This window comes from Mesorhizobium denitrificans (assembly GCF_003403035.1).
Classification (GTDB): Bacteria; Pseudomonadota; Alphaproteobacteria; order Rhizobiales; family Rhizobiaceae; genus Mesorhizobium_G; species Mesorhizobium_G denitrificans.
In genome coordinates, this window is record NZ_QURN01000001.1 from 170,993 (window position 1) to 189,678 (window position 18,686).

Genomic DNA, 18,686 nt, shown 5'->3' on the forward strand with positions numbered 1-18,686 from the left:
CATAAAGGCGCGTGGATGTGCCGTTTTCGGTCGACACAGACCTTCCTATAAGGAGTTTTGAAGCCCCTGGATTCGGCCGGATGGCCGAATCTGGCGGGACCATATTCCGCAAATTGCTAAAATGTAAAGGGTGGAGTGTGTTATCCTACATGGGGTGATTGCGCTGCTTATTGAAGGCTTGGCGCTGCCCCTCACCCTTGGGCTTGACCCGAGGGTCTGAGGCGATTGCATTTGACGCGGTCAAATCATCTCAAGCGAGCGCTTGCGGTTTGGCGGCGGGAAGGAGCGGTCGAGTTCCGCAAGGTCGTCGTCGGTCAGGACAATGTCGGCGGCGGCGCGGTTTTGCCGGACGTGGTCCAGCTTCGAGGCCTTCGGAATTGAAATCACCCCATCGGTGCGCATGGTCCAGGCAAGTGCGATCTGTGCCGGGGTTGCGCCGTGACGCGAAGCGATTGCGGAGAGCCGACGGTCGCTGGGGAGTTCCCCCTGTTCAACCGGCGAATAGGCCATGATCGGAATGCCGCTGCCGCGCAACGATGGAAGCAGGTCGAACTCGATGCCACGGCGCTTTAGATTGTAAAGAACCTGATTGGCGCTGACATGATCGCCGCTGGGCAGAGCTTCCAGTTCGAGCATGTCGCTTGTATCGAAATTCGACACGCCCCAATAGCGGATCTTGCCTGCCTGCCGCAGGCGTTCCAGCGCCTCGACGGTTTCCGCCAGAGGCGCAGACCCGCGCCAGTGATAAAGATAAAGGTCGATGCGGTCCGTTCGCATGCGCCTGAGCGACCGCTCGCAGGCTTCGGGTGCGCGCTTGGCCGACGCATTTGACGGCAGGAACTTCGAAACGAGAAACACGTCGTCGCGACGGCCTTCGATGGCGTCTCCGACGACTTCCTCGGAGCCACCGTCGGCATACATCTCCGCCGTGTCTATCAACGTGACGCCGAGATCAAGCCCCAGCCGGAGCGCATCGGCTTCCGTGTCGCGCTGGCGCGTATCATTACCCATGTTCCACGTGCCTTGCCCAAGCACCGGCACGCTTTCACCGGACGGTAGTTTCGTGGTGCGCAAGGTCATGACGCGTCCTTTCACGTTGCGAACACACTGAACCATTTCGCACCAATGCGGAACCCGTAGAGCGGCGCTATCGGCTCGATTCGGGGTGCTGGATAATTACCCGGAACTTTTTGCGGATGCTGCTTTCGACCTCTCGCGCGACCTCTTTGCGGCTGCTGTTTGAAGCGAAGGCGACCGGCTCTTCAAAGTGCAGTTCAGCGTCCATCGCGCGCTGACTCAGGATTTCAAGCAAGCTGGGCAGCAGGCCGATGTCGCCCGTCCATGACAGGAAAAGGCGGCGGTAACGCCCTAGCGGCAGGCCGTGAAGGCGGGTGTACGCGAGAACGACCGGCTGGATGTAAACCGTTTCGGCGCCCGCATCGAGCGCGAGCTTCGCGGCGCCAAAAAGCGTGCTCTTGAATGGCAGAAGGAAGTTGCCGTCGGCAGTTGTGCCTTCAGGAAACAGCACCAGCGCGTCGCCGCCAATCAGGCGTTGGGCAATCTCGCTGGCCTGCTCACCGGATTTTCGCTTTTGCTCGCGCTCGACAAATACCGTGCGGTTGAGCCGCGCGATGGTGCCCATTCCCGGCCAGCCCGCGACTTCAGCCTTGGCGATGAAACGCACATCGGCCTTTGCACCGAGCACCATGATATCTGCCCAGGAAATATGGTTCGACGCGACGAGCAGCGGGCGCTTGTCCGACAGCGAGCCGCGCACACGCACTTTGAGACCCAGGCATTTGAGGATCAGACGGTGCCAGAGGCGCGGGATTATGTCTGGCGAGAAAAGGCCGCGCAGCGCCAGCAATTGCGCCAGAGCCAGAAAGGGCGTGACAAGCACGAACAGGGCGACGGCTGAGAATGTCCGCAGCTTGCCGATCATCGGCTATCGCAGATCTCGCCGCATGACCAACGCGTTTGTGCGGCCATGCGGGCCCTTGGATTCGTAGTAATTGGGGCGCTTGCCGACCTGATGAAACCCGAGCCGCCGATAAAGCCCGACAGCGGGCAGGTTGGTTTCATCGACCTCAAGGAAAAGCGCCTCGGCACGGTCGGCGTGCAGCTTGCGCAAAACTGCATCCATCAAACGCCAGCCAAGCCCCTCGCGCCGCCGCGAACGCGCGACTGCGACGGTGAGGATTTCCGCCTCGCCCGCTGCCTCACGAGCGAGTACGAAACCTGCAATATCCTGATTGGGATAGCCCACCTCACGCGCGACAAAGCCGAAAACAGGCTCTTCGGCCAAGAGAGAGGAAAACTCTTCAGCACTCCAGGAGCGAACGAAATCCTCGCGGTGCAACTCTGCGAGCATATCGGCATACTTTGGATCCAAGGCTTCCAACACGTAATCACGACTCAGAAACGGTATGCGCATTTCATGCCCTCGGCAGAACAAAACCAGCCTGTGGCTTGGCGTCTGGCTCACGAAGATAAAGCGGTTTCGGCTTTTCTTCGCCATCTCCTTTGGTTGCAGCAAGACGCGCATATAGGGCGATGTCGGCGGTATTGCGTTCGCTACCGATGAAAAGCGGAAAATCACAATTCTCAGCGATGCGTTTGGCGGCTGTCCCGGTCAAAAACGGGCGGTGCGCTTCGGCCAATTGCAGCGCGGCTTCCAGCGATATGATGGCGGGCGGAACGATGGGCTCGCCGGACGGGCCGTAAAGTGCGGCCTGCAACGCGCCCTCGACCGATTCGAACGCGGCGAGAACGGCATTGCGTCCGGCAGTTTCGCGTGTCTCGGCTGCGACGGCTTCCAGCGTGGAAATGCCGACAGCGGAAATGCCGAGCGCAAGCGCAAGACCGCGCGCGGTCGAGACGCCGACACGAACCCCCGTGAAAGAGCCGGGACCGACCGAAACGGCGATGCGGCCAAGCGCAGTGTAGCTTGTCTTTGCTTCCGACAGAGCGTTGTCGATCACTGCCATCAAATGCTCGGCGTGGCCCTTGCCAAGATCGAGAACGGCGCGGCCAGTCTCGCGCATGGAATGCGCGTCAAATATGCAGGCGGCGCATTGCGCCGCCGAGGTATCGATTGCCAATATGAGCATCGCAAATGCGCCGCTTCATTGCGAGCGGCGCTGCTCCTTGAGTTCGCGCCTGCGGCGGTGCAGCACCGGCTCGGTGTAACCGTTCGGCTGCGCGCGCCCCTTGAACACAAGATCACAAGCGGCGAGGAACGCAATCGACTTCTCGAAATGCGGCGCCATTGCCTGATAGCTCGGATCGCCTTCGTTTTGGCGGTCAACCACCGAAGCCATGCGCTTGAGCGTTTCCATGACCTGCGTTTCCGTACACACGCCATGATGCAGCCAGTTTGCGATGTGCTGCGCGGAAATGCGCAAGGTTGCGCGGTCTTCCATCAGGCCGACATTGTTGATGTCCGGCACCTTGGAACAGCCGATGCCCTGATCCACCCAGCGCACGACGTAGCCCAGAATGCCTTGCGAATTGTTGTCCAACTCGCGCTGAATATCCTCCGGCGTCCAGTTGGGACGCGTGGCGACGGGGATGGAAAGAATGTCGCTCAACTTTGCCCTGGTGCGCTTCTTGAGCTGTTCCTGAACCGCGTGGACGTCCACCTTGTGGTAATGCGTGGAGTGAAGCGTGGCAGCGGTGGGCGACGGCACCCACGCCGTGTTTGCGCCCGCCTTGGGATGCGCGATTTTCTGCTCCAGCATCGCGGCCATCATGTCCGGCATGGCCCACATGCCCTTGCCGATCTGGGCATGGCCCTCAAGCCCGCATTCAAGGCCGGTATCTACGTTCCAGTTTTCATAAGCCTGAATCCACGCGGCCTGCTTCATGTCGCCCTTGCGGATCATCGGGCCTGCTTCCATCGAGGTGTGGATTTCGTCACCGGTGCGGTCAAGGAAGCCGGTGTTGATGAACACAACGCGCTCGCGAGCAGCGCGGATGCATTCCTTGAGGTTGACGGTGGTGCGCCGTTCCTCGTCCATGATGCCCATTTTCAGCGTGTTTTTCGGCAGGCCGAGCAGTTCTTCCACGCGGCCGAAAAGCTCGACCGCGAAGGCCACTTCCTCCGGCCCGTGCATCTTCGGCTTCACAATATACATGGAGCCTTCGCGCGAATTTTTGCGGCGACCTTTGGGCCCGATGTCATGCAGCGCGATGAGCGCCGTCATGACTGCATCCATAATGCCTTCCGGCACTTCATTGCCTTCAAGGTCGAGAATTGCCGGATTGGTCATCAGATGCCCGACATTGCGCACGAGCATGAGCGAGCGGCATTTCAACTCGAAGGGCTTGCCATCCGGCCCCTTATATTCGAGGTCTGGATTGAGGCGGCGCGTGAACGTCTTGCCGTTCTTCGTCAGCTCTTCCGCAAGATCGCCTTTCATCAGGCCAAGCCAGTTGCGGTAGACCACAACCTTGTCTTCGGCATCGACGGCGGCGACGGAATCCTCGCAATCCATAATGGTCGTAATGGCGGCTTCCAGCCAGACATCCGAAATGTGGGCGGGGTCGTCCTTGCCGATGGGCGAGGTGGAATCGATGAGAACTTCTATGCCGAGATTGTGGTTGCGAAGCAGGAATTGTGACGGCGCGTTTGCCTCGCCCAGATAGCCTGCGAACTTGGCCGCATCTTTGAGGCCGACGTTGCGGCCATCAAGCAGCGTGACGGCCAGCTTCTTGTCTGCCACCGCGAAGGATTTTGCCTCGGTCCAGGAAGCGCCTGCGAGCGGAACGGACTCGTCGAGAAAGGCGCGCGCCCATGCAACCACCGCCTTGCCGCGCGCGGGGTTATATTCCTTGCCGCGCTGTTTGCCGTCCGCGTCGTCAATCGCGTCTGTGCCGTAAAGTGCGTCGTAGAGCGAGCCCCAGCGCGCATTTGCGGCGTTGAGGGCAAAGCGCGCGTTCATGACCGGAACGACAAGCTGAGGGCCTGCAATGGTGGCGATTTCAGGATCGACGTCGCCCGTGGAAACGTTGAAGGCCGGACCTTCTTCCAGCAGATAGCCAATCTCTTTCAGGAAGGATTTGTAGGCGTCGAGGTCTGCTGGAACGCCGTTTTTGCGGTGGTATTGATCGATCTGATCTTGCAGCGCATCGCGCTTGGCCAACAGTTCGCGGTTGCGCGGCGCGAGGTCATAGACCAGACGCGCGAAGCCTTTCCAGAAAGCTGCCGGCTCGATGCCGGTGCCGGGTATGGCTTCGTTCGTGACGAAGTCATGGAGTTCGCGTGCAACGCGCAATCCGTCGATTGCGATCCGATCGGTCATGTATGCGCTCCAGATGCAAAAACAGGGAGTTTCTGGGCGTTTGGCATGGCAAGCGGCATCGGTCAATTAGACCAGTGCACTATAGCTCAACTTGCAAGGCGCGGCCTGCCGCTAGCGGTGGCGATTATTTCGGCCTCGATGAACATGCGGCGGCCCTCAATCATGGAAGTGCGAACATCGTTCTCGACTTCGACCTCGACGGCGGCCGCGCCTGCCGTGACGGCGCGCCTCGCAGCCGTTTCGCGCACGAAACGATCCGCGGCAGACATGGCCGCATCTTCATCTGTGAAGTCTGTGAGATGGTCGCCCGCGGTGAGCCTGAAAATCCCCTCGCTGGGCTGGCTGACATGCGCCTGAACCTGCACGCGGACCTGACCGACGACTGCGCCGAGCGCATTTGCGACATCGGCATCCGAGGGGACGATGCATTCATTGCCAACGAACGACGCCAGAGCTGAATAGTGCAGGCCAGCCGAGGCGCCAAGGCCGACCACTGGCCGGTCGAGCGAGACATTGAGGCGCGCGATACCAGCCTTGCCATTGAGCGAGCGCTGCACGATGTCATGCGCGACGGTGGACGCACCGTCGAATCCGTCTTCGGCGAAAGCCGTCTCCAGAATGGTTTCCGCAGAGGCGCGCGTTACGGCCGACAGCACGCGCAGCGAAATTTCCTCGCCGGATCCGGCGATGTGCTGGCCGCGACCATCACGGCGGCGGGCAAAAAGCGCTGCGCCAAGTTGAGCGGCTTCGGCGTTCCAGTTGTTCTGCTTGCCAAGCACATGCGCGGCATCGGAGGGCGTGAAGCCGCACAGGTGAACCAGCCCGCGCGCGACCAGGCGATTGAGGGTCGCCATTTGGGCATTGCTCGCAAGCGCGCGGTCGATGGGAAGCGGCACATCGCCGAGCGAATCGTAGAGGCGCTTTTCCGCGGGATTAAGGCCGGTGGCGAGACGATCCGGCACGCCCGTTTTGACCGCAAACCGGCCATCCATGCGACCGGGATTGGCCGCCAGCGACTGACGCTCCAGTTCGCGCCGGATGGCATCAGGGTGTAACCGACCAGCCAGCGCCAGCGGCACCAGACGGCGAGGGCCGAGCAGGATGCGCGGGGCAAGTGCGCCTTCCTCCAGCGAAACCTCAGAGTCGCCGCCGAGGCCGAATGTGCGCATCGCGACCGCTTCAACCATCGTGCGGAAGCCACCGACAGTCGCGCCTTCCGGGTCGAGACGCGGACGACCATTGTCGAGCACCGCGACGTCTGTCGTCGTGCCGCCAATGTCGGAAACGACAGCATTGTCGAGCGCAGTCAGGTGCCGCGCACCGACAAGGCTGGCGGCAGGGCCGGAGAGGATCGTTTCGATGGGGCGATGACGCGCAAAAGCGGCGGAGACGAGCGCGCCATCTCCACGAACGACCATCAGCGGCGCTGCGATTCCGCGCGCGGCCATGAAGCCTTCCGTTGCTTCAACGAGCCGGTCGATCATGGCGATGAGGCGCGCGTTGAGCAGCGTCGTCAGCGCTCGGCGCGGTCCGCCAAGCTTCGAGGTGAGCTCGTGAGAGGCGGTGACAGGCAGGTGCGCGATGGACCGGATGCGCTCGCACGCGGCGATTTCATGCGCCGGATTGCGCGTGGCGAAATAGGCGCAGACCGCGAAGGCCGACACGGCTTGCGACAGTTCCGGCAGCGCGGCGTCCAGAGCGGAAAGGTCCAGCGACGCGGGATTGCCGTGGACGTCGTGACCACCGGGGCAGAAAATGACCGGGTCCGAGCCAAGCGCGACTTTCAACCCGTCGCGCGACATTTCAGCATCGGAAAAGCCGATCATGACCAGCGCGACGCGCCCGCCTTGCCCCTCAACCAACGCGTTGGTGGCAAGCGTGGTGGACATGGATGCCAGCTTGATGGCCGACGGCGCGATGGACGATTGCGCAAGCACGGCATCGACCGCACCGGAAATGCCTTTCGCAAGGTCATAGCGTGTGGTGAGCGACTTTGCCTTGGCGAGAATCCCGCCCTTCTCGGACCACAACACCGCATCGGTGTATGTGCCGCCAGTATCGATGCCGAGAAAAACGGGAGATCGAGCCGCCATTCAGGTTCGCCGCAATCAGGCTGCGTCAAACATCGAGATTGGCAACGCTGAGCGCGTTGTCCTGAATGAACTCGCGGCGTGGCTCCACCTCGTCGCCCATAAGGCGCGCGAACAGCGAATCCGCATCGGTCGCATCATTCACCTTGACTTGCAGGAGCGAACGGACGTTCGGGTCGAGCGTCGTTTCCCACAATTGCTCAGCATTCATTTCGCCAAGACCCTTGTAGCGCTGCATGGTGACGCCCTTGCGGCCTGACGCGAACACCGCTTCGAGCAGAGCAAGCGGGCCGGAAATTGTCTGCTGGTTTTCCTTGCGGCGCAGCACCGGAAGGTTGCCATAGACTTCCTTGAGACGCGGCGCAAAGCGATGCAGGCCGCGTGCGTCTGCGGAGTTGATCAGGCCCATGTCCAGATGGGCATATTCCTTCACGCCGCGCACGGTGCGCTCGAACACGAACCCGCCCGGACCTTCGTTAGAGGTCGAAGTACGGCCTTCCCAACCGCGCTCGGTTTCCTCGGCGATGGCGTCGAGGCGACGCGCGATTTCATTGGCCTTTTCGGATGCTGTGCCAAGGTCGGACAGCAATTCGGGCGTAAGCGCGCCGGCAATTGCGGCCTGTTCGACCACCGCCGGATTGTAGCGCGAATGCAAGCCGCCGATGAGCGTGCGCATTGCCAGCGCTTCGCTGATGGCCTGAAGCAGGTCTTGCCCGGTGCGAACCTCGCCGGTTCCCAATATCAGAGACGAATCTTCAAGACCGGAATCGATCAGATAGCTTTCATAAGCGCTCTGGTCCTTGAGATATTGCGAGGACTTGCCGCGCGTGACCTTATAGAGCGGCGGCTGCGCGATGTAGAGATGCCCGCGCTCGATCAACTCCGGCATCTGGCGGAAGAAGAAGGTGAGCAGCAGCGTGCGGATATGCGCGCCGTCCACGTCGGCGTCGGTCATGATGATGATCTTGTGATAGCGCAGCTTCTCGACGTTGAAATCATCCTTGCCGATGCCCGTGCCGAGCGCGGTGATCATCGTACCGATCATTTCGGACGACAGCATGCGGTCGAACCGCACGCGCTCGACATTCAGGATCTTGCCGCGCAAAGGCAGGATGGCCTGATTTTGACGCGAGCGCCCGCCCTTGGCCGAACCACCTGCGGAATCACCCTCGACGATGAATATTTCGGACTTGGCCGGATCGCGCTCCTGACAATCCGCAAGCTTGCCCGGCAGCGATGTGATGCTGAGCGTGGATTTGCGCGTGATGTCACGAGCCTTGCGCGCCGCCTCACGAGCGGCAGCCGCCTGAATGACTTTTTCTACGACGACCTTGCCCTCGGTTGGATGCTCTTCGAGCCACGTGCCAAGCGCTTCGTTGACCAGATTTTCGACAACCGGGCGAACCTCGGATGAAACGAGTTTGTCCTTGGTTTGTGACGAAAATTTCGGATCCGGAACTTTTACGGAAAGGACTGCGGTGAGCCCTTCGCGGCAATCGTCGCCGATCAGCGAGACCTTTTCCCTTTTGGTCTGGCCGGAGCTTTCAGCATAGCCGGTGATCTGCCGGGTCAAGGCTCCACGGAAGCCCGCAAGGTGCGTGCCGCCATCGCGCTGCGGAATGTTGTTGGTGAAGCACAGCACGTTTTCGTGGTAGGAATCGTTCCACCACATGGCGACTTCGACCGTGATGCCGTCGCGCTCGGCGCGGATGGCGATGGGCTTGTCGAGCAGCGGCTTCTTGGCGCGGTCAAGATATTTGACGAACTCCTCAAGGCCGCCCTGATAGAGCAGTTCCTGCACCTTGATGTCGGCATGACGCGCGTCTGTCAGAATGATGCGCACGCCGGAATTGAGGAAGGCGAGTTCGCGCAGCCGGTGTTCCAGCGTGCCGTAGTCAAACTCTACCATTGTGAACGTTTCGGTAGAGGGCAGGAATGTGACTTCCGTGCCTGTCTCGTCGCCCGCCTTGCCGGTTACAGCCAAAGGCGCGTCGGCCACGCCATGCGTGAAGGCCATTTCGTGGATTTCGCCCTTGCGGCGGATTTTCAGCTTGAGCCAGACGGACAGCGCGTTCACGACCGAAACGCCGACGCCGTGCAGGCCGCCAGAAACCTTGTAGCTGTTCTGGTCGAACTTACCGCCCGCGTGAAGCTGCGTCATGATGACTTCGGCGGCCGAAACGCCCTCGCTGGGGTGCAAATCGGTCGGAATGCCGCGTCCATTGTCCGTAACGGTGCAGGAACCGTCGGGATTCAGCGTGACCGTGACCTTGGTTGCGTGACCAGCCAGCGCCTCGTCGATAGCGTTATCGACCACCTCGTAGACCATGTGGTGCAGGCCGGACCCGTCGTCCGTGTCGCCGATATACATGCCGGGCCGTTTGCGAACAGCATCCAACCCCTTCAAAACCTTGATGGAATCGGCGCCGTATTCAGCGCTGGCGCCGTTGCCGTTTGGTAGCTCGTCGCTCATGAAAAACTTTCGCTTTGTGACGATTGCGGATATTCGAAATCTTCAGCCGAATCGAACATCCGAGGATTGCTCAGATATAGGCATTTTGGCCCTTTTTTCCAATAGTTTAGGCCATTTTCAGGGCAATCCCCGGTGGAAACCCGCCGCCGCTTGCGGCATCTCGGCATTTGCATGGCGATTGAACCGGTCCTAACTACACCGGATGGACAACAAACCAGCTCCGTTTGTGCCGCCGGCACCGCAGCCGCGAACCTCGCCGCCATCGACGCTGGAAATGATACGGATCGTCTATCGCAACCCGCTCGAATTGTGGGGCGAACCTTCCTACAACGAACCGTGGATTTCGGTGACCGGCATTGGCGGGCCGCTGGTGATTGCCAATGACCCCGGCCTGATACGGCATGTGCTGGTGGACAATGCCAAGAATTACAAGATGGCGACGGTGCGCCAGCTTATCTTGCGACCGATCCTGCGCGACGGCTTGTTGACGGCTGAGGGCGATGTCTGGAAGCGATCGCGTAAGGCGATGGCGCCGGTGTTCACGCCGCGCAATATATTCGGCTTCGCGCAGCCCATGCTGAAGCGTTCGATTGCGTTTGCACAGAAATATGAGGGCGAGCCGGGTGTCGTGGACATCGCCCACGACATGACGATGCTGACCTATGACATCTTGGCCGAAACGCTGTTTTCAGGAGAAATCGCAGGCGAGCCGGGCAGCTTCGCGCGCGAAATAGACCATCTGTTTGAGACGATGGGCCGGGTCGATCCGCTGGACCTGCTGCGCGCGCCGGAATGGTTGCCACGCGTTACCCGCATACGTGGCCGCAAGACGATGGCGTATTTTCGCAAGATCGTTTCGGACACGATGAATTTGCGGGTCGAAAGGCTGAAACGTGATCCAGCGGGCGCGCCGGAAGATTTTCTGACCCTGCTGCTGCGTGCGGAAGGTCCGGACGGGCTGACGCGGGCGGAAATCGAAGACAATATCATTACGTTTATCGGCGCAGGACACGAAACGACCGCGCGGGCCTTGGCATGGGCATTGTTCTGCCTCGCCGAAGCGCCATGGGAGCGCGAGCCGATAGAAGCTGAGATAGATGCCGTTTTGGCGCGCGAACCAGACCCGACCAAATGGCTGGACGCGATGCCGCTGACGAGGGCGGCGTTTGAGGAAGCGCTCAGGCTTTATCCACCCGCGCCGTCCATCAACCGCGAGCCAATCGAGCCGGAGAAGTACAAGGATTTGTATATTCCGCCGAAGGCTGCCGTGCTGGTAATGCCGTGGACGGTGCATCGCCATCGCAAGCTTTGGGACAGACCGGATGCGTTTATTCCGGCGCGCTTCCATCCCGAAAACAGGGACAAGATCGACCGCTTTCAATATCTGCCGTTCGGGGCGGGGCCGCGCGTGTGCATCGGTGCGGCGTTTGCCATGCAGGAGGCGATAATTGCGCTCGCAGTGCTGATGTCACATTATCGGTTCGACACGGTGGCCGAAACAAAGCCTTGGCCGGTTCAGAAGCTCACGACGCAGCCGCAAGGCGGCATACCCATGCGGGTAACGCCGCGCGCTTAGTTGCCCTGAAAGATGTTCGGAACGTGGATTGGCCAGCGCCACGGCAGCACGGCAATCATATCGAAACGCACCGACAGGCGGCCATAATCGCGCTGGCGCGAAAGCCAAAGATCGGCAGCGGCCTCAATGCGGCGTTCGGATTGGCGCGCGATTGCGTCCATAGCCTCGAGCAGCGACTTGCGCGCCTTGACCTCGACGATCAGAACCAGGTCGCCGCGTCGGGCGATAAGATCGATTTCGCCGAGCTTGGTGCGATAGCGGCGTGCGACAATGCGAAAGCCCTTGGCCATGAGCGCGAGCGAGGCAAACCATTCGCTGCGATGGCCACGCCGGTAAGCCCTGATCCGATCAGCCATTCTTTTCACGCAGTTCCAACAGGCGACGATAAAGGTCGGGCTTGTGGCCGCCGGTCATGCGCGCGGCTTCTGCCGCTGCTTTGGATGCAGACATTTCGGCGGCGAGCGAGAGCAGCAGCGCGTCAGTGTCCTGTGCGGATGCGGGCTGAGCCACCGGCGGGCCGATGCAGACGACGATTTCGCCTCGGGGCTCGCCTTCCGCAGCATAGGCGGCAGCAAGTTCGACCAGCGTGCCGGTGCGCATTTCCTCGAATGTCTTGGTCAATTCGCGACCGATTGCGGCCTGTCGATCTTCGCCAAGCACGGCTGACATTGCCGCGAGGCTTTCGGGTAAACGGCGCGGGGATTCGAAGAAAATCAACGTTGCAGGAACGTGGCGCAATTCTTCAAGACGGTTGCGGCGCTGGCCGTCTTTCGGCGGAAGAAAGCCGGCAAACAAGAATGCATCGGACGGCAGGCCGGAAGCGGTCAAGGCAGCGAGGACAGCGGAAGGACCGGGGATTGGAATAACACGCAGCCCGCGCTCAAGCGCTTGCCCGACAAGCCGGAAGCCGGGGTCGGAAACGAGCGGTGTTCCAGCGTCTGAAACTAGCGCGACACTGCGGCCTTCTTCGAGTGCAGCTATGAGACGCGGGCCAGCCTCGGCGGCATTATGTTCGTGATAGGCGTATGGCTTTTGCCGAATGCCGTAGCGGTCGAGCAGGATGCGAGTGACGCGGGTATCTTCGCACGCGAGCACATCGACTGCGGCAAGCGTTTCCAGCGCGCGCAGCGTGATGTCGCCAAGGTTGCCGATGGGCGTTGCCACGAGATAGAGCGCGGGCGCGAGAGGGCGCGCGATAATCTCTGTCTGTCCAATCAGGTATGACTTATGTGCGGGTTCGCTCATGTCTCTCTTTGGCATGGCAAAGGGCCGCATGAAAGCCTTGTTGCCGTCGAAGTTTTGCCGATCCAAAGGAACAAGGTCGGGCAAAGGCCGTTTCGAAGAAATCAGGGAGGCCAGCATGTCGACATTGCAGCATCAGGATGTGTTCGAGCCCTATTTTGCACGACCGGAAGAGCGCGACGAAAGCGCGCTCAAGCGGGCTTGGAAAAAGCGTGTGCAGGAAAAGTCCAAAAAGGACGACAGCAAGAGCGACGAAAAGCACTAGGTCCTGACCCTAGCGCGCGAGGTCTGCGACAAGCGCATCCAGCACGATCATGCCCTGCTGCGTGGCGCGCAGGCGTGAGTTGCCGATGGGAGAAACGAGTCCTTCCTCCTGAAGAATGGCGATGCGCCTGCCGGACAGGCTGCGGCCAGATAATTGTTCGTAGCGGGCGAGATCGATGCCTTCGGTCAGGCGCAGGCCCATCAGCAGAAATTCATCCGCTTCTTCTTCGCGCGTGAGTACTTCGCCGCCGATAACGCCATGACCGCGCGACTCGACCAGATCGAGCCAGTTTTCCGGGTTCTTTTCGGTGAAAGTGACGATGCGCCTGCCGTTTTCCATGAAGCGGCCATGCGCGCCGGGGCCAACGCCGACATATTCGCCATAGCGCCAGTAAATGAGATTGTGACGGCTTTCCGCACCGGGCTGGGCGTGATTGGAAATCTCATAGGCGGGCAGGCCGCGCGCGGCGGTGACTTCCTGCGTCACCGTATAAAGATCGGCGGCGTGGTCGGCATCCGGTATCTGGAATTTCTTCGCCGCATAGAGCGCGTGAAAGCGCGTGCCTTCTTCAATCGTCAGTTGATAAAGCGACAGATGGTCTGCTGCATGGCTGATGGCCTGCTCGAGTTCGGCAGCCCATGCGTCGGGCGTTTGGCCCGGACGCGCATAGATCAGATCGAAGGACAGGCGCGGGAAGATTTCGCGTGCGAGGCCGATGGCGTGAAGCGACTGCTCGACATCATGCAGGCGGCCAAGGAAGCGCAAGTCCGCATCGTTCAACGCCTGAACGCCGAGGGATACGCGATTGACCCCGGCAGCGCGATAGCCGCGAAAGCGCCCGGCCTCGACGGATGAGGGGTTGGCTTCCAGGGTAATCTCGATGCCGTCCGGCACATCCCAGTTACGGGCGACGGCGGCGAGAACCGCTTCAACCGTGCCCGGCAGCATCAGCGACGGCGTGCCGCCGCCAATGAAGATGCTGGAGACAGTACGCGGGCCGGTGCGCTCGCGCATGGTGGCAAGCTCGCGCTCGAACGCTTGCACAAAGCGCGGCTGGTCTACCGGCTGATGCCGAACATGGCTGTTGAAGTCGCAGTACGGGCATTTGGCCGCGCAGAACGGCCAGTGGACATAGACGCCGAAGCCGGGGTCGTTCATGCCGATCCCAGTTTCGCGCGGGCGAATTTCTGGAACGCGCGAGCGCGATGCGACAGCGCTTCAGGCTGGCCCGGTTTCCAGCCATGCTTTTGTTCGGCGCTCATTTCGCCGAAGGTGACAGCATGGCCTTCGGGCATGAAAACCGGATCATAGCCAAAGCCGAGTTCACCGCGTGGCGGCCACACAAGCGTACCTTCGACCTCGCCACGAAAATATTCCGCGTCCCCAGCCGGATATGCGAGGCACAAGACTGCGACAAAGCGGCCCGTGCGCTGATCCGGTGACGTCGCGCCTGCGGCCTGCATCGCGTTTTCCGCGCGGGTCATGGCGCGAAGGAAATCGCGCTTGCCATTTTCGCCTTCCGCCCAATCGGCGGTGTAGACGCCGGGCTCGCCACCGAGCGCGTCGATCATAAGGCCGGAATCGTCCGAGAGCGCGGGCAGGCCGGTTGCGACGGCAGCGGCATGGGCCTTGATATAGGCGTTCTGCTCGAAGGTCGTGCCGGTTTCGTCAGGCTCCGGCAGGCCGTATTCCTTGGCGGATTTCGCTTCAAAACCGAATGGCGCGATGAGGTCGGCAATCTCGCGCAGCTTGCCCTCGTTGTGGCTTGCGACGACAATTTTGCGGGCGGACAGATCGTTCATTCGATTCCCCAAATGCGCGGCTCGGCAAACTCGATGGAATTGCCGGAAGGGTCGCGAAAATAGATCGAGCGGCCACCCTTCGGCCACTCAAAATCTGCTTCGATTTCGACGCTGGCGTGGCGAAGCTTTTGTGCCCATTGGTCGATTTCCGCGCCGGTGGCGGCGAAGCAAAGATGGCCGGGGCCAATTGCGCCGTGCGGCGGCACCGGAAAGCGAGCGTCCTTTGCAGGCGGGATGCGCGTTGCCTCCGCGTTGAACAGCAACACGACGCTGTTACCACAGCGAAAAAAGATGTGCCGACCTTCGGCCTTGGCGAGAACCGGCAGGCCAAGGACATCACGATAAAATGCCTCGGCGGCATCCAGATCCGTCACATAAAGTGCGGCTTCGAGGATCGCCGAGGGTTTCATGACCTAGTTTACCGCCATTTTTTGCAGGTCGACCAGTCGGGTGATGCCCTTGCGCGCAAGTCCCATCAGCGTGGCAAATTGCTCTTCCGTGAACGGCTCGCCTTCTGCAGTACCCTGAATTTCGACAATGCCGCCCGTACCGGTCATCACGAAATTCGCATCGGTGCCGGCAGAGGAGTCTTCCAGATAATCGAGGTCGAGAACGGGATGCCCATCATGAATGCCGCAGGAAATGGCGGCCACATGGTCTTTGAGCACTTTTTGCAGCGTAATCATCTGCCTTGTTTCCATCCAGCGCAGGCAATCATAAAGCGCAACCCATGCGCCTGTAATGGACGCTGTACGCGTGCCGCCATCGGCCTGAATGACGTCGCAATCGACTGTGATCTGGCGTTCGCCGAGCGCTTGAAGATCCACCACGGCGCGGAGCGATCGACCGATAAGGCGCTGGATTTCCAGCGTGCGCCCACCTTGTTTGCCGGACGCGGCCTCGCGGCGCATACGGTCGCCGGTCGAACGCGGCAGCATTCCATATTCCGCTGTGACCCAGCCCTTGCCAGCATTGCGCAGCCAGGAAGGGACCTTTTCCTCAAGGCTGGCCGTGCACAGGACATGGGTGTCGCCAAATTTGACGAGGCAGGAGCCCTCGGCATGTTTAGAGACGCCGCGCTCGAAAGATATTGCGCGCATTTCATCAAAATCGCGCTTTGAAGGACGCATGTGTTTTACCGCTATGTTCGGATTCGATGCGGGCTTTTAGCCCCGACCCGCCCGAAGCGCAAAGGAAAAGGCCGGTTCTTCACTATGCATGACGTTCAAGCTTAACGGCGGTCTTTCCCTTATATTGCGCTTCGCCATAGCGCCGGTAGCCGAGCTTGCCCGCCAAACGCAGCGATGGCGTATTTTCATAGTCGATGATGCAGACGGTTCGCTCAGGCGCGCGCGCCTCTTTCAGCCAGCTATGCGCTGCATCCGTGGCTTCGAATGCATAACCCTTTCCGTGAAACGCTGGCATGAACGCCCACCCAGCCTCGGGGTATGCGTCGAAATCGTCGCCAAGCCCGCGATGGAAGTCAGCCAGCCCGGTATTCCCGATATAGGCGCCGGTTTCGCGCAAAATGACGGCGAACATCCCGTAGCCCATCAAGGACCAATGCCCTGCATTGCGAAGGAGCCTTATCCAGCTGTCCTCGGGCGTCGTCGGCTGGCCAGTGCCGATATATCGCATGGCTTCGGGATCGGAATTCAATGCGTTCAAAGCATCGAAATCGGCAAGCACATGCGGGCGCAGAAGGAGGCGTTCCGTTTCAATCATAAGGCGTTTTATCGCGTGGCCTCACGGTTTCGAACAGCCACGGCCGCTTAACGCTGCGGACCAGCATATTCTTGCCCACCGTGCAGAGATTTCTATATTGAGCATTATGACAATGCCGATCAAAGACCCAACATTGCAAACGCTGGACATGCGCTCGCGCGATATTTTCCGGCGCATAGTCGATTCGTATCTGCTGGACGGTGAGCCGGTGGGTTCGCGCAACCTGTCGCGTATGCTGCCATCGTCCTTGTCGCCCGCGACTGTGCGGAATGTGATGAGCGATCTGGAGCAGGCGGGCCTTATCTATGCGCCGCATATTTCGGCCGGTCGCCTGCCGACGCAGAAAGGGCTCCGCTTTTTCGTCGATGCCTTCATGGAACTCGGCGATCTGACAGATGAGGAGCGCCGCAATATCGAGACGCAGATGCTTGCATCCGGTTCGGGCACCAGCCTTGAGCAAATGCTGACCGATGCGAGCCAGATGCTTTCGGGCATGTCGCGCGGTGCGGGCCTCGTGCTGGCGGCCAAGAACGAAGCTGCGTTGAAGCATATGGAGTTTATCCAGCTGGAACCGCAGCGGGCGCTGGTGGTGCTTGTCTCGCAAAGCGGCGATGTCGAAAATCGCGTGATCGACCTGCCGGAAGGCGTGACGGCCTCGCAATTGCAGGAGGCAACCAACTTCCTGAACGGCCACATACGCGGGCTTACCCTTGGCGAGGCGCGCACGAATATTCAGCGGCTGCGCGCGGAAACCAAATTGGCGCTTGACGCTCTCTCCGAGCAGCTCGTGGAAAAAGGGCTGGCTGTTTGGGCGGGTGCGGATAGCGGCCTTCCGGCGAAACTGATCGTCAGAGGCCGCGCAAACCTGCTCGAAAACATGTCCGAGCAAACCGACATGGATTTGCTGCGCCATTTGTTTGACGATCTTGAGACGCAGGAAGGTTTGATTCAGCTTCTTGACCTTGCGGAAGAAGGATCGGGCGTGCGCATTTTCATAGGCTCGGAGAACAAGCTGTTCTCGCTTTCAGGTTCTTCGCTGGTGGTGGCTCCGTATCGCGACAAGGATGCGCGCGTTGTCGGCGCACTCGGCGTGATCGGCCCGACGAGACTCAATTATGCGCGTATCGTGCCAATGGTGGATTACACAGCGCAGTTGATCTCGCGCCTTTTGCGCTGAGTGCCGCAGCCCATGATTTGCGGTAGCCCTGTTGATCGGCTTCGGCTATTGAGGCGTCTTTCTGAATGGGGACATTGAATGTCTTTGCCTGCCGAGTCCTGGATTGAGCGACGTCAGTTGCGGCGCAAGCTGACCTTCTGGCGTGTGGCGGCGGCATTGGTCGCTGCGATTGCGCTGGGCACATTCTTCTTCGTTTCGGGAGCGGCACGGACCGGCCGCACGGTGGATCACATCGCGAAAGTGCGGATCGAAGGCACGATCACCGAAGATGAAGGCTTGATCAAACGGCTGGAAGATGTGCGCAAATCCGCCGCCGTGAAAGGCGTGATCCTGTCGATCGACTCGCCGGGCGGCACGACCGTGGGTGGCGAAGCAATATTCGAAGAAGTGCGCAAGCTGGCGGCTGACAAGCCGGTGGTTGCGCAGGTGGGGACGCTTGCAGCTTCGGCCGGATATTTGATTGCGAGCGCTGCCGATCACATCGTGGCGCGGCAGACTTCAATCGTCGGTTCAATCGGCGTGCTGATCCAGTATCCCGACGTGACGGGCCTGATGGACAAGCTCGGCATCAAGATGGAAGAGATCAAGTCGTCGCCACTGAAAGCGGAGCCTTCGCCGTTCAATCCGACAACGGATGAAGAGCGCGCTGCAATTCGCTCCATGATTATGGACAGCTATGACTGGTTTGTCGGCCTTGTCGATGAGCGGCGTCCGCTGAACAGGCAGGAAGCAACGCAGATCGCGGATGGCAAGGTCTATACGGGCAGGCAGGCGCTGACCCTCAAACTGATCGATGAACTGGGCGGGGAAGACCAGGCCGTGTCGTGGTTGAAGACCAAAGGCGTCAAAGACGGGCTTGAGGTTGTTGAGTGGAAACCCGCGCCGACAGGTCTGGGGGCCTATCTTATGGGGGCCAGTGCAGGCGAACCGGCATCGGGTATTGAGGCGCAAGTAAAATCATTCCTGCAATCGCTTGGCGCAAAGCGCTTGTTCCTTGACGGTCTCGTGTCACTCTGGCAACCTGAATAAGCGA

Annotated in this window: 18 protein-coding genes; 4 read left to right on the top strand and 14 right to left on the bottom strand. The window is 60.4% G+C overall.

Annotated elements, in window-relative coordinates; genetic code table 11:
* Positions 1-240: 240 nt before the first annotated feature.
* The 7 genes from DY251_RS00815 to gyrB form a co-directional block, all read right to left on the bottom strand.
* Entirely contained in the window at positions 241-1,080 is an 840-nt protein-coding gene (locus DY251_RS00815) for an aldo/keto reductase (protein WP_116622268.1), read from the bottom strand.
* Positions 1,081-1,147: 67 nt separating this feature from the next.
* A complete protein-coding gene (gene olsA / locus DY251_RS00820; RefSeq protein ID WP_116621943.1) occupies positions 1,148-1,942 on the bottom strand; it encodes a lyso-ornithine lipid O-acyltransferase in 795 nt (264 codons plus the stop codon).
* A gap of 3 nt (positions 1,943-1,945) precedes the next feature.
* On the bottom strand, positions 1,946-2,434 hold the full coding sequence (locus tag DY251_RS00825) for a GNAT family N-acetyltransferase (protein ID WP_116621944.1): 489 nt from the start codon (positions 2,432-2,434) through the stop codon (positions 1,946-1,948).
* A 1-nt stretch (position 2,435) separates the two neighbouring features.
* Positions 2,436-3,110: a tRNA (adenosine(37)-N6)-threonylcarbamoyltransferase complex dimerization subunit type 1 TsaB gene (gene tsaB / locus DY251_RS00830; RefSeq protein ID WP_116621945.1), complete on the bottom strand. Its 675-nt coding sequence runs from the start codon at positions 3,108-3,110 to the stop codon at positions 2,436-2,438.
* 15 nt (positions 3,111-3,125) lie between these two features.
* On the bottom strand, positions 3,126-5,303 hold the full coding sequence (locus DY251_RS00835) for a malate synthase G (protein WP_116621946.1): 2,178 nt from the start codon (positions 5,301-5,303) through the stop codon (positions 3,126-3,128).
* A gap of 86 nt (positions 5,304-5,389) precedes the next feature.
* Positions 5,390-7,396 (bottom strand): hydantoinase/oxoprolinase N-terminal domain-containing protein, encoded by a 2,007-nt coding sequence (locus tag DY251_RS00840; protein ID WP_116621947.1) that lies wholly within the window; start codon positions 7,394-7,396, stop codon positions 5,390-5,392.
* Positions 7,397-7,421: 25 nt separating this feature from the next.
* Positions 7,422-9,866 carry a DNA topoisomerase (ATP-hydrolyzing) subunit B gene (gene gyrB, locus DY251_RS00845; protein WP_116621948.1) on the bottom strand — a complete coding sequence of 815 codons (2,445 nt, stop codon included), beginning with the start codon at positions 9,864-9,866 and terminating at the stop codon, positions 7,422-7,424.
* Positions 9,867-10,068: 202 nt separating this feature from the next.
* Here gyrB and DY251_RS00850 point away from each other — a divergent pair, with 202 nt between their 5' ends.
* Entirely contained in the window at positions 10,069-11,442 is a 1,374-nt protein-coding gene (locus tag DY251_RS00850) for a cytochrome P450 (RefSeq protein WP_116621949.1), read from the top strand.
* On the opposite strand, the gene DY251_RS00855 is transcribed toward DY251_RS00850, so the two are convergent.
* Both DY251_RS00855 and rsmI read right to left on the bottom strand, forming a co-directional pair.
* Complete coding sequence (locus DY251_RS00855) at positions 11,439-11,798, bottom strand: YraN family protein (RefSeq protein WP_116621950.1); 360 nt, start codon at positions 11,796-11,798, stop codon at positions 11,439-11,441. The genes DY251_RS00850 and DY251_RS00855 overlap by 4 nt on opposite strands.
* The gene (gene rsmI, locus DY251_RS00860) at positions 11,791-12,687 is read right to left on the bottom strand and encodes a 16S rRNA (cytidine(1402)-2'-O)-methyltransferase (RefSeq protein WP_170971244.1); all 897 of its coding nucleotides are present in this window, start codon (positions 12,685-12,687) and stop codon (positions 11,791-11,793) included. The genes DY251_RS00855 and rsmI overlap by 8 nt, the downstream gene beginning before the upstream one ends.
* Positions 12,688-12,802: 115 nt before the next feature.
* Here rsmI and DY251_RS21395 point away from each other — a divergent pair, with 115 nt between their 5' ends.
* Positions 12,803-12,949: a hypothetical protein gene (locus DY251_RS21395; protein ID WP_158553201.1), complete on the top strand. Its 147-nt coding sequence runs from the start codon at positions 12,803-12,805 to the stop codon at positions 12,947-12,949.
* 9 nt (positions 12,950-12,958) lie between these two features.
* On the opposite strand, the gene hemW is transcribed toward DY251_RS21395, so the two are convergent.
* The 5 genes from hemW to DY251_RS00885 all read right to left on the bottom strand — a co-directional run bounded on the left by hemW (position 12,959) and on the right by DY251_RS00885 (position 16,476).
* Complete coding sequence (gene hemW, locus DY251_RS00865; RefSeq protein ID WP_116621951.1) at positions 12,959-14,107, bottom strand: radical SAM family heme chaperone HemW; 1,149 nt, start codon at positions 14,105-14,107, stop codon at positions 12,959-12,961.
* Positions 14,104-14,751 carry an RdgB/HAM1 family non-canonical purine NTP pyrophosphatase gene (gene rdgB, locus DY251_RS00870; RefSeq protein ID WP_116621952.1) on the bottom strand — a complete coding sequence of 216 codons (648 nt, stop codon included), beginning with the start codon at positions 14,749-14,751 and terminating at the stop codon, positions 14,104-14,106. Before rdgB ends, hemW begins: the two co-directional genes overlap by 4 nt.
* Complete coding sequence (locus DY251_RS00875; RefSeq protein ID WP_116621953.1) at positions 14,748-15,161, bottom strand: VOC family protein; 414 nt, start codon at positions 15,159-15,161, stop codon at positions 14,748-14,750. The genes rdgB and DY251_RS00875 overlap by 4 nt, the downstream gene beginning before the upstream one ends.
* A 3-nt stretch (positions 15,162-15,164) precedes the next feature.
* A complete protein-coding gene (gene rph / locus DY251_RS00880; RefSeq protein WP_116621954.1) occupies positions 15,165-15,881 on the bottom strand; it encodes a ribonuclease PH in 717 nt (238 codons plus the stop codon).
* An 82-nt stretch (positions 15,882-15,963) separates the two neighbouring features.
* Positions 15,964-16,476: a GNAT family N-acetyltransferase gene (locus DY251_RS00885; RefSeq protein ID WP_116621955.1), complete on the bottom strand. Its 513-nt coding sequence runs from the start codon at positions 16,474-16,476 to the stop codon at positions 15,964-15,966.
* Between the two features lie 106 nt (positions 16,477-16,582).
* Here DY251_RS00885 and hrcA point away from each other — a divergent pair, with 106 nt between their 5' ends.
* Positions 16,583-17,653 (top strand): heat-inducible transcriptional repressor HrcA, encoded by a 1,071-nt coding sequence (hrcA, locus tag DY251_RS00890; protein WP_116621956.1) that lies wholly within the window; start codon positions 16,583-16,585, stop codon positions 17,651-17,653.
* Positions 17,654-17,731: 78 nt separating this feature from the next.
* Positions 17,732-18,682, top strand: coding sequence for a signal peptide peptidase SppA (sppA, locus tag DY251_RS00895; RefSeq protein WP_116621957.1), 951 nt, complete (start codon positions 17,732-17,734; stop codon positions 18,680-18,682).
* Positions 18,683-18,686 lie beyond the last annotated feature (4 nt).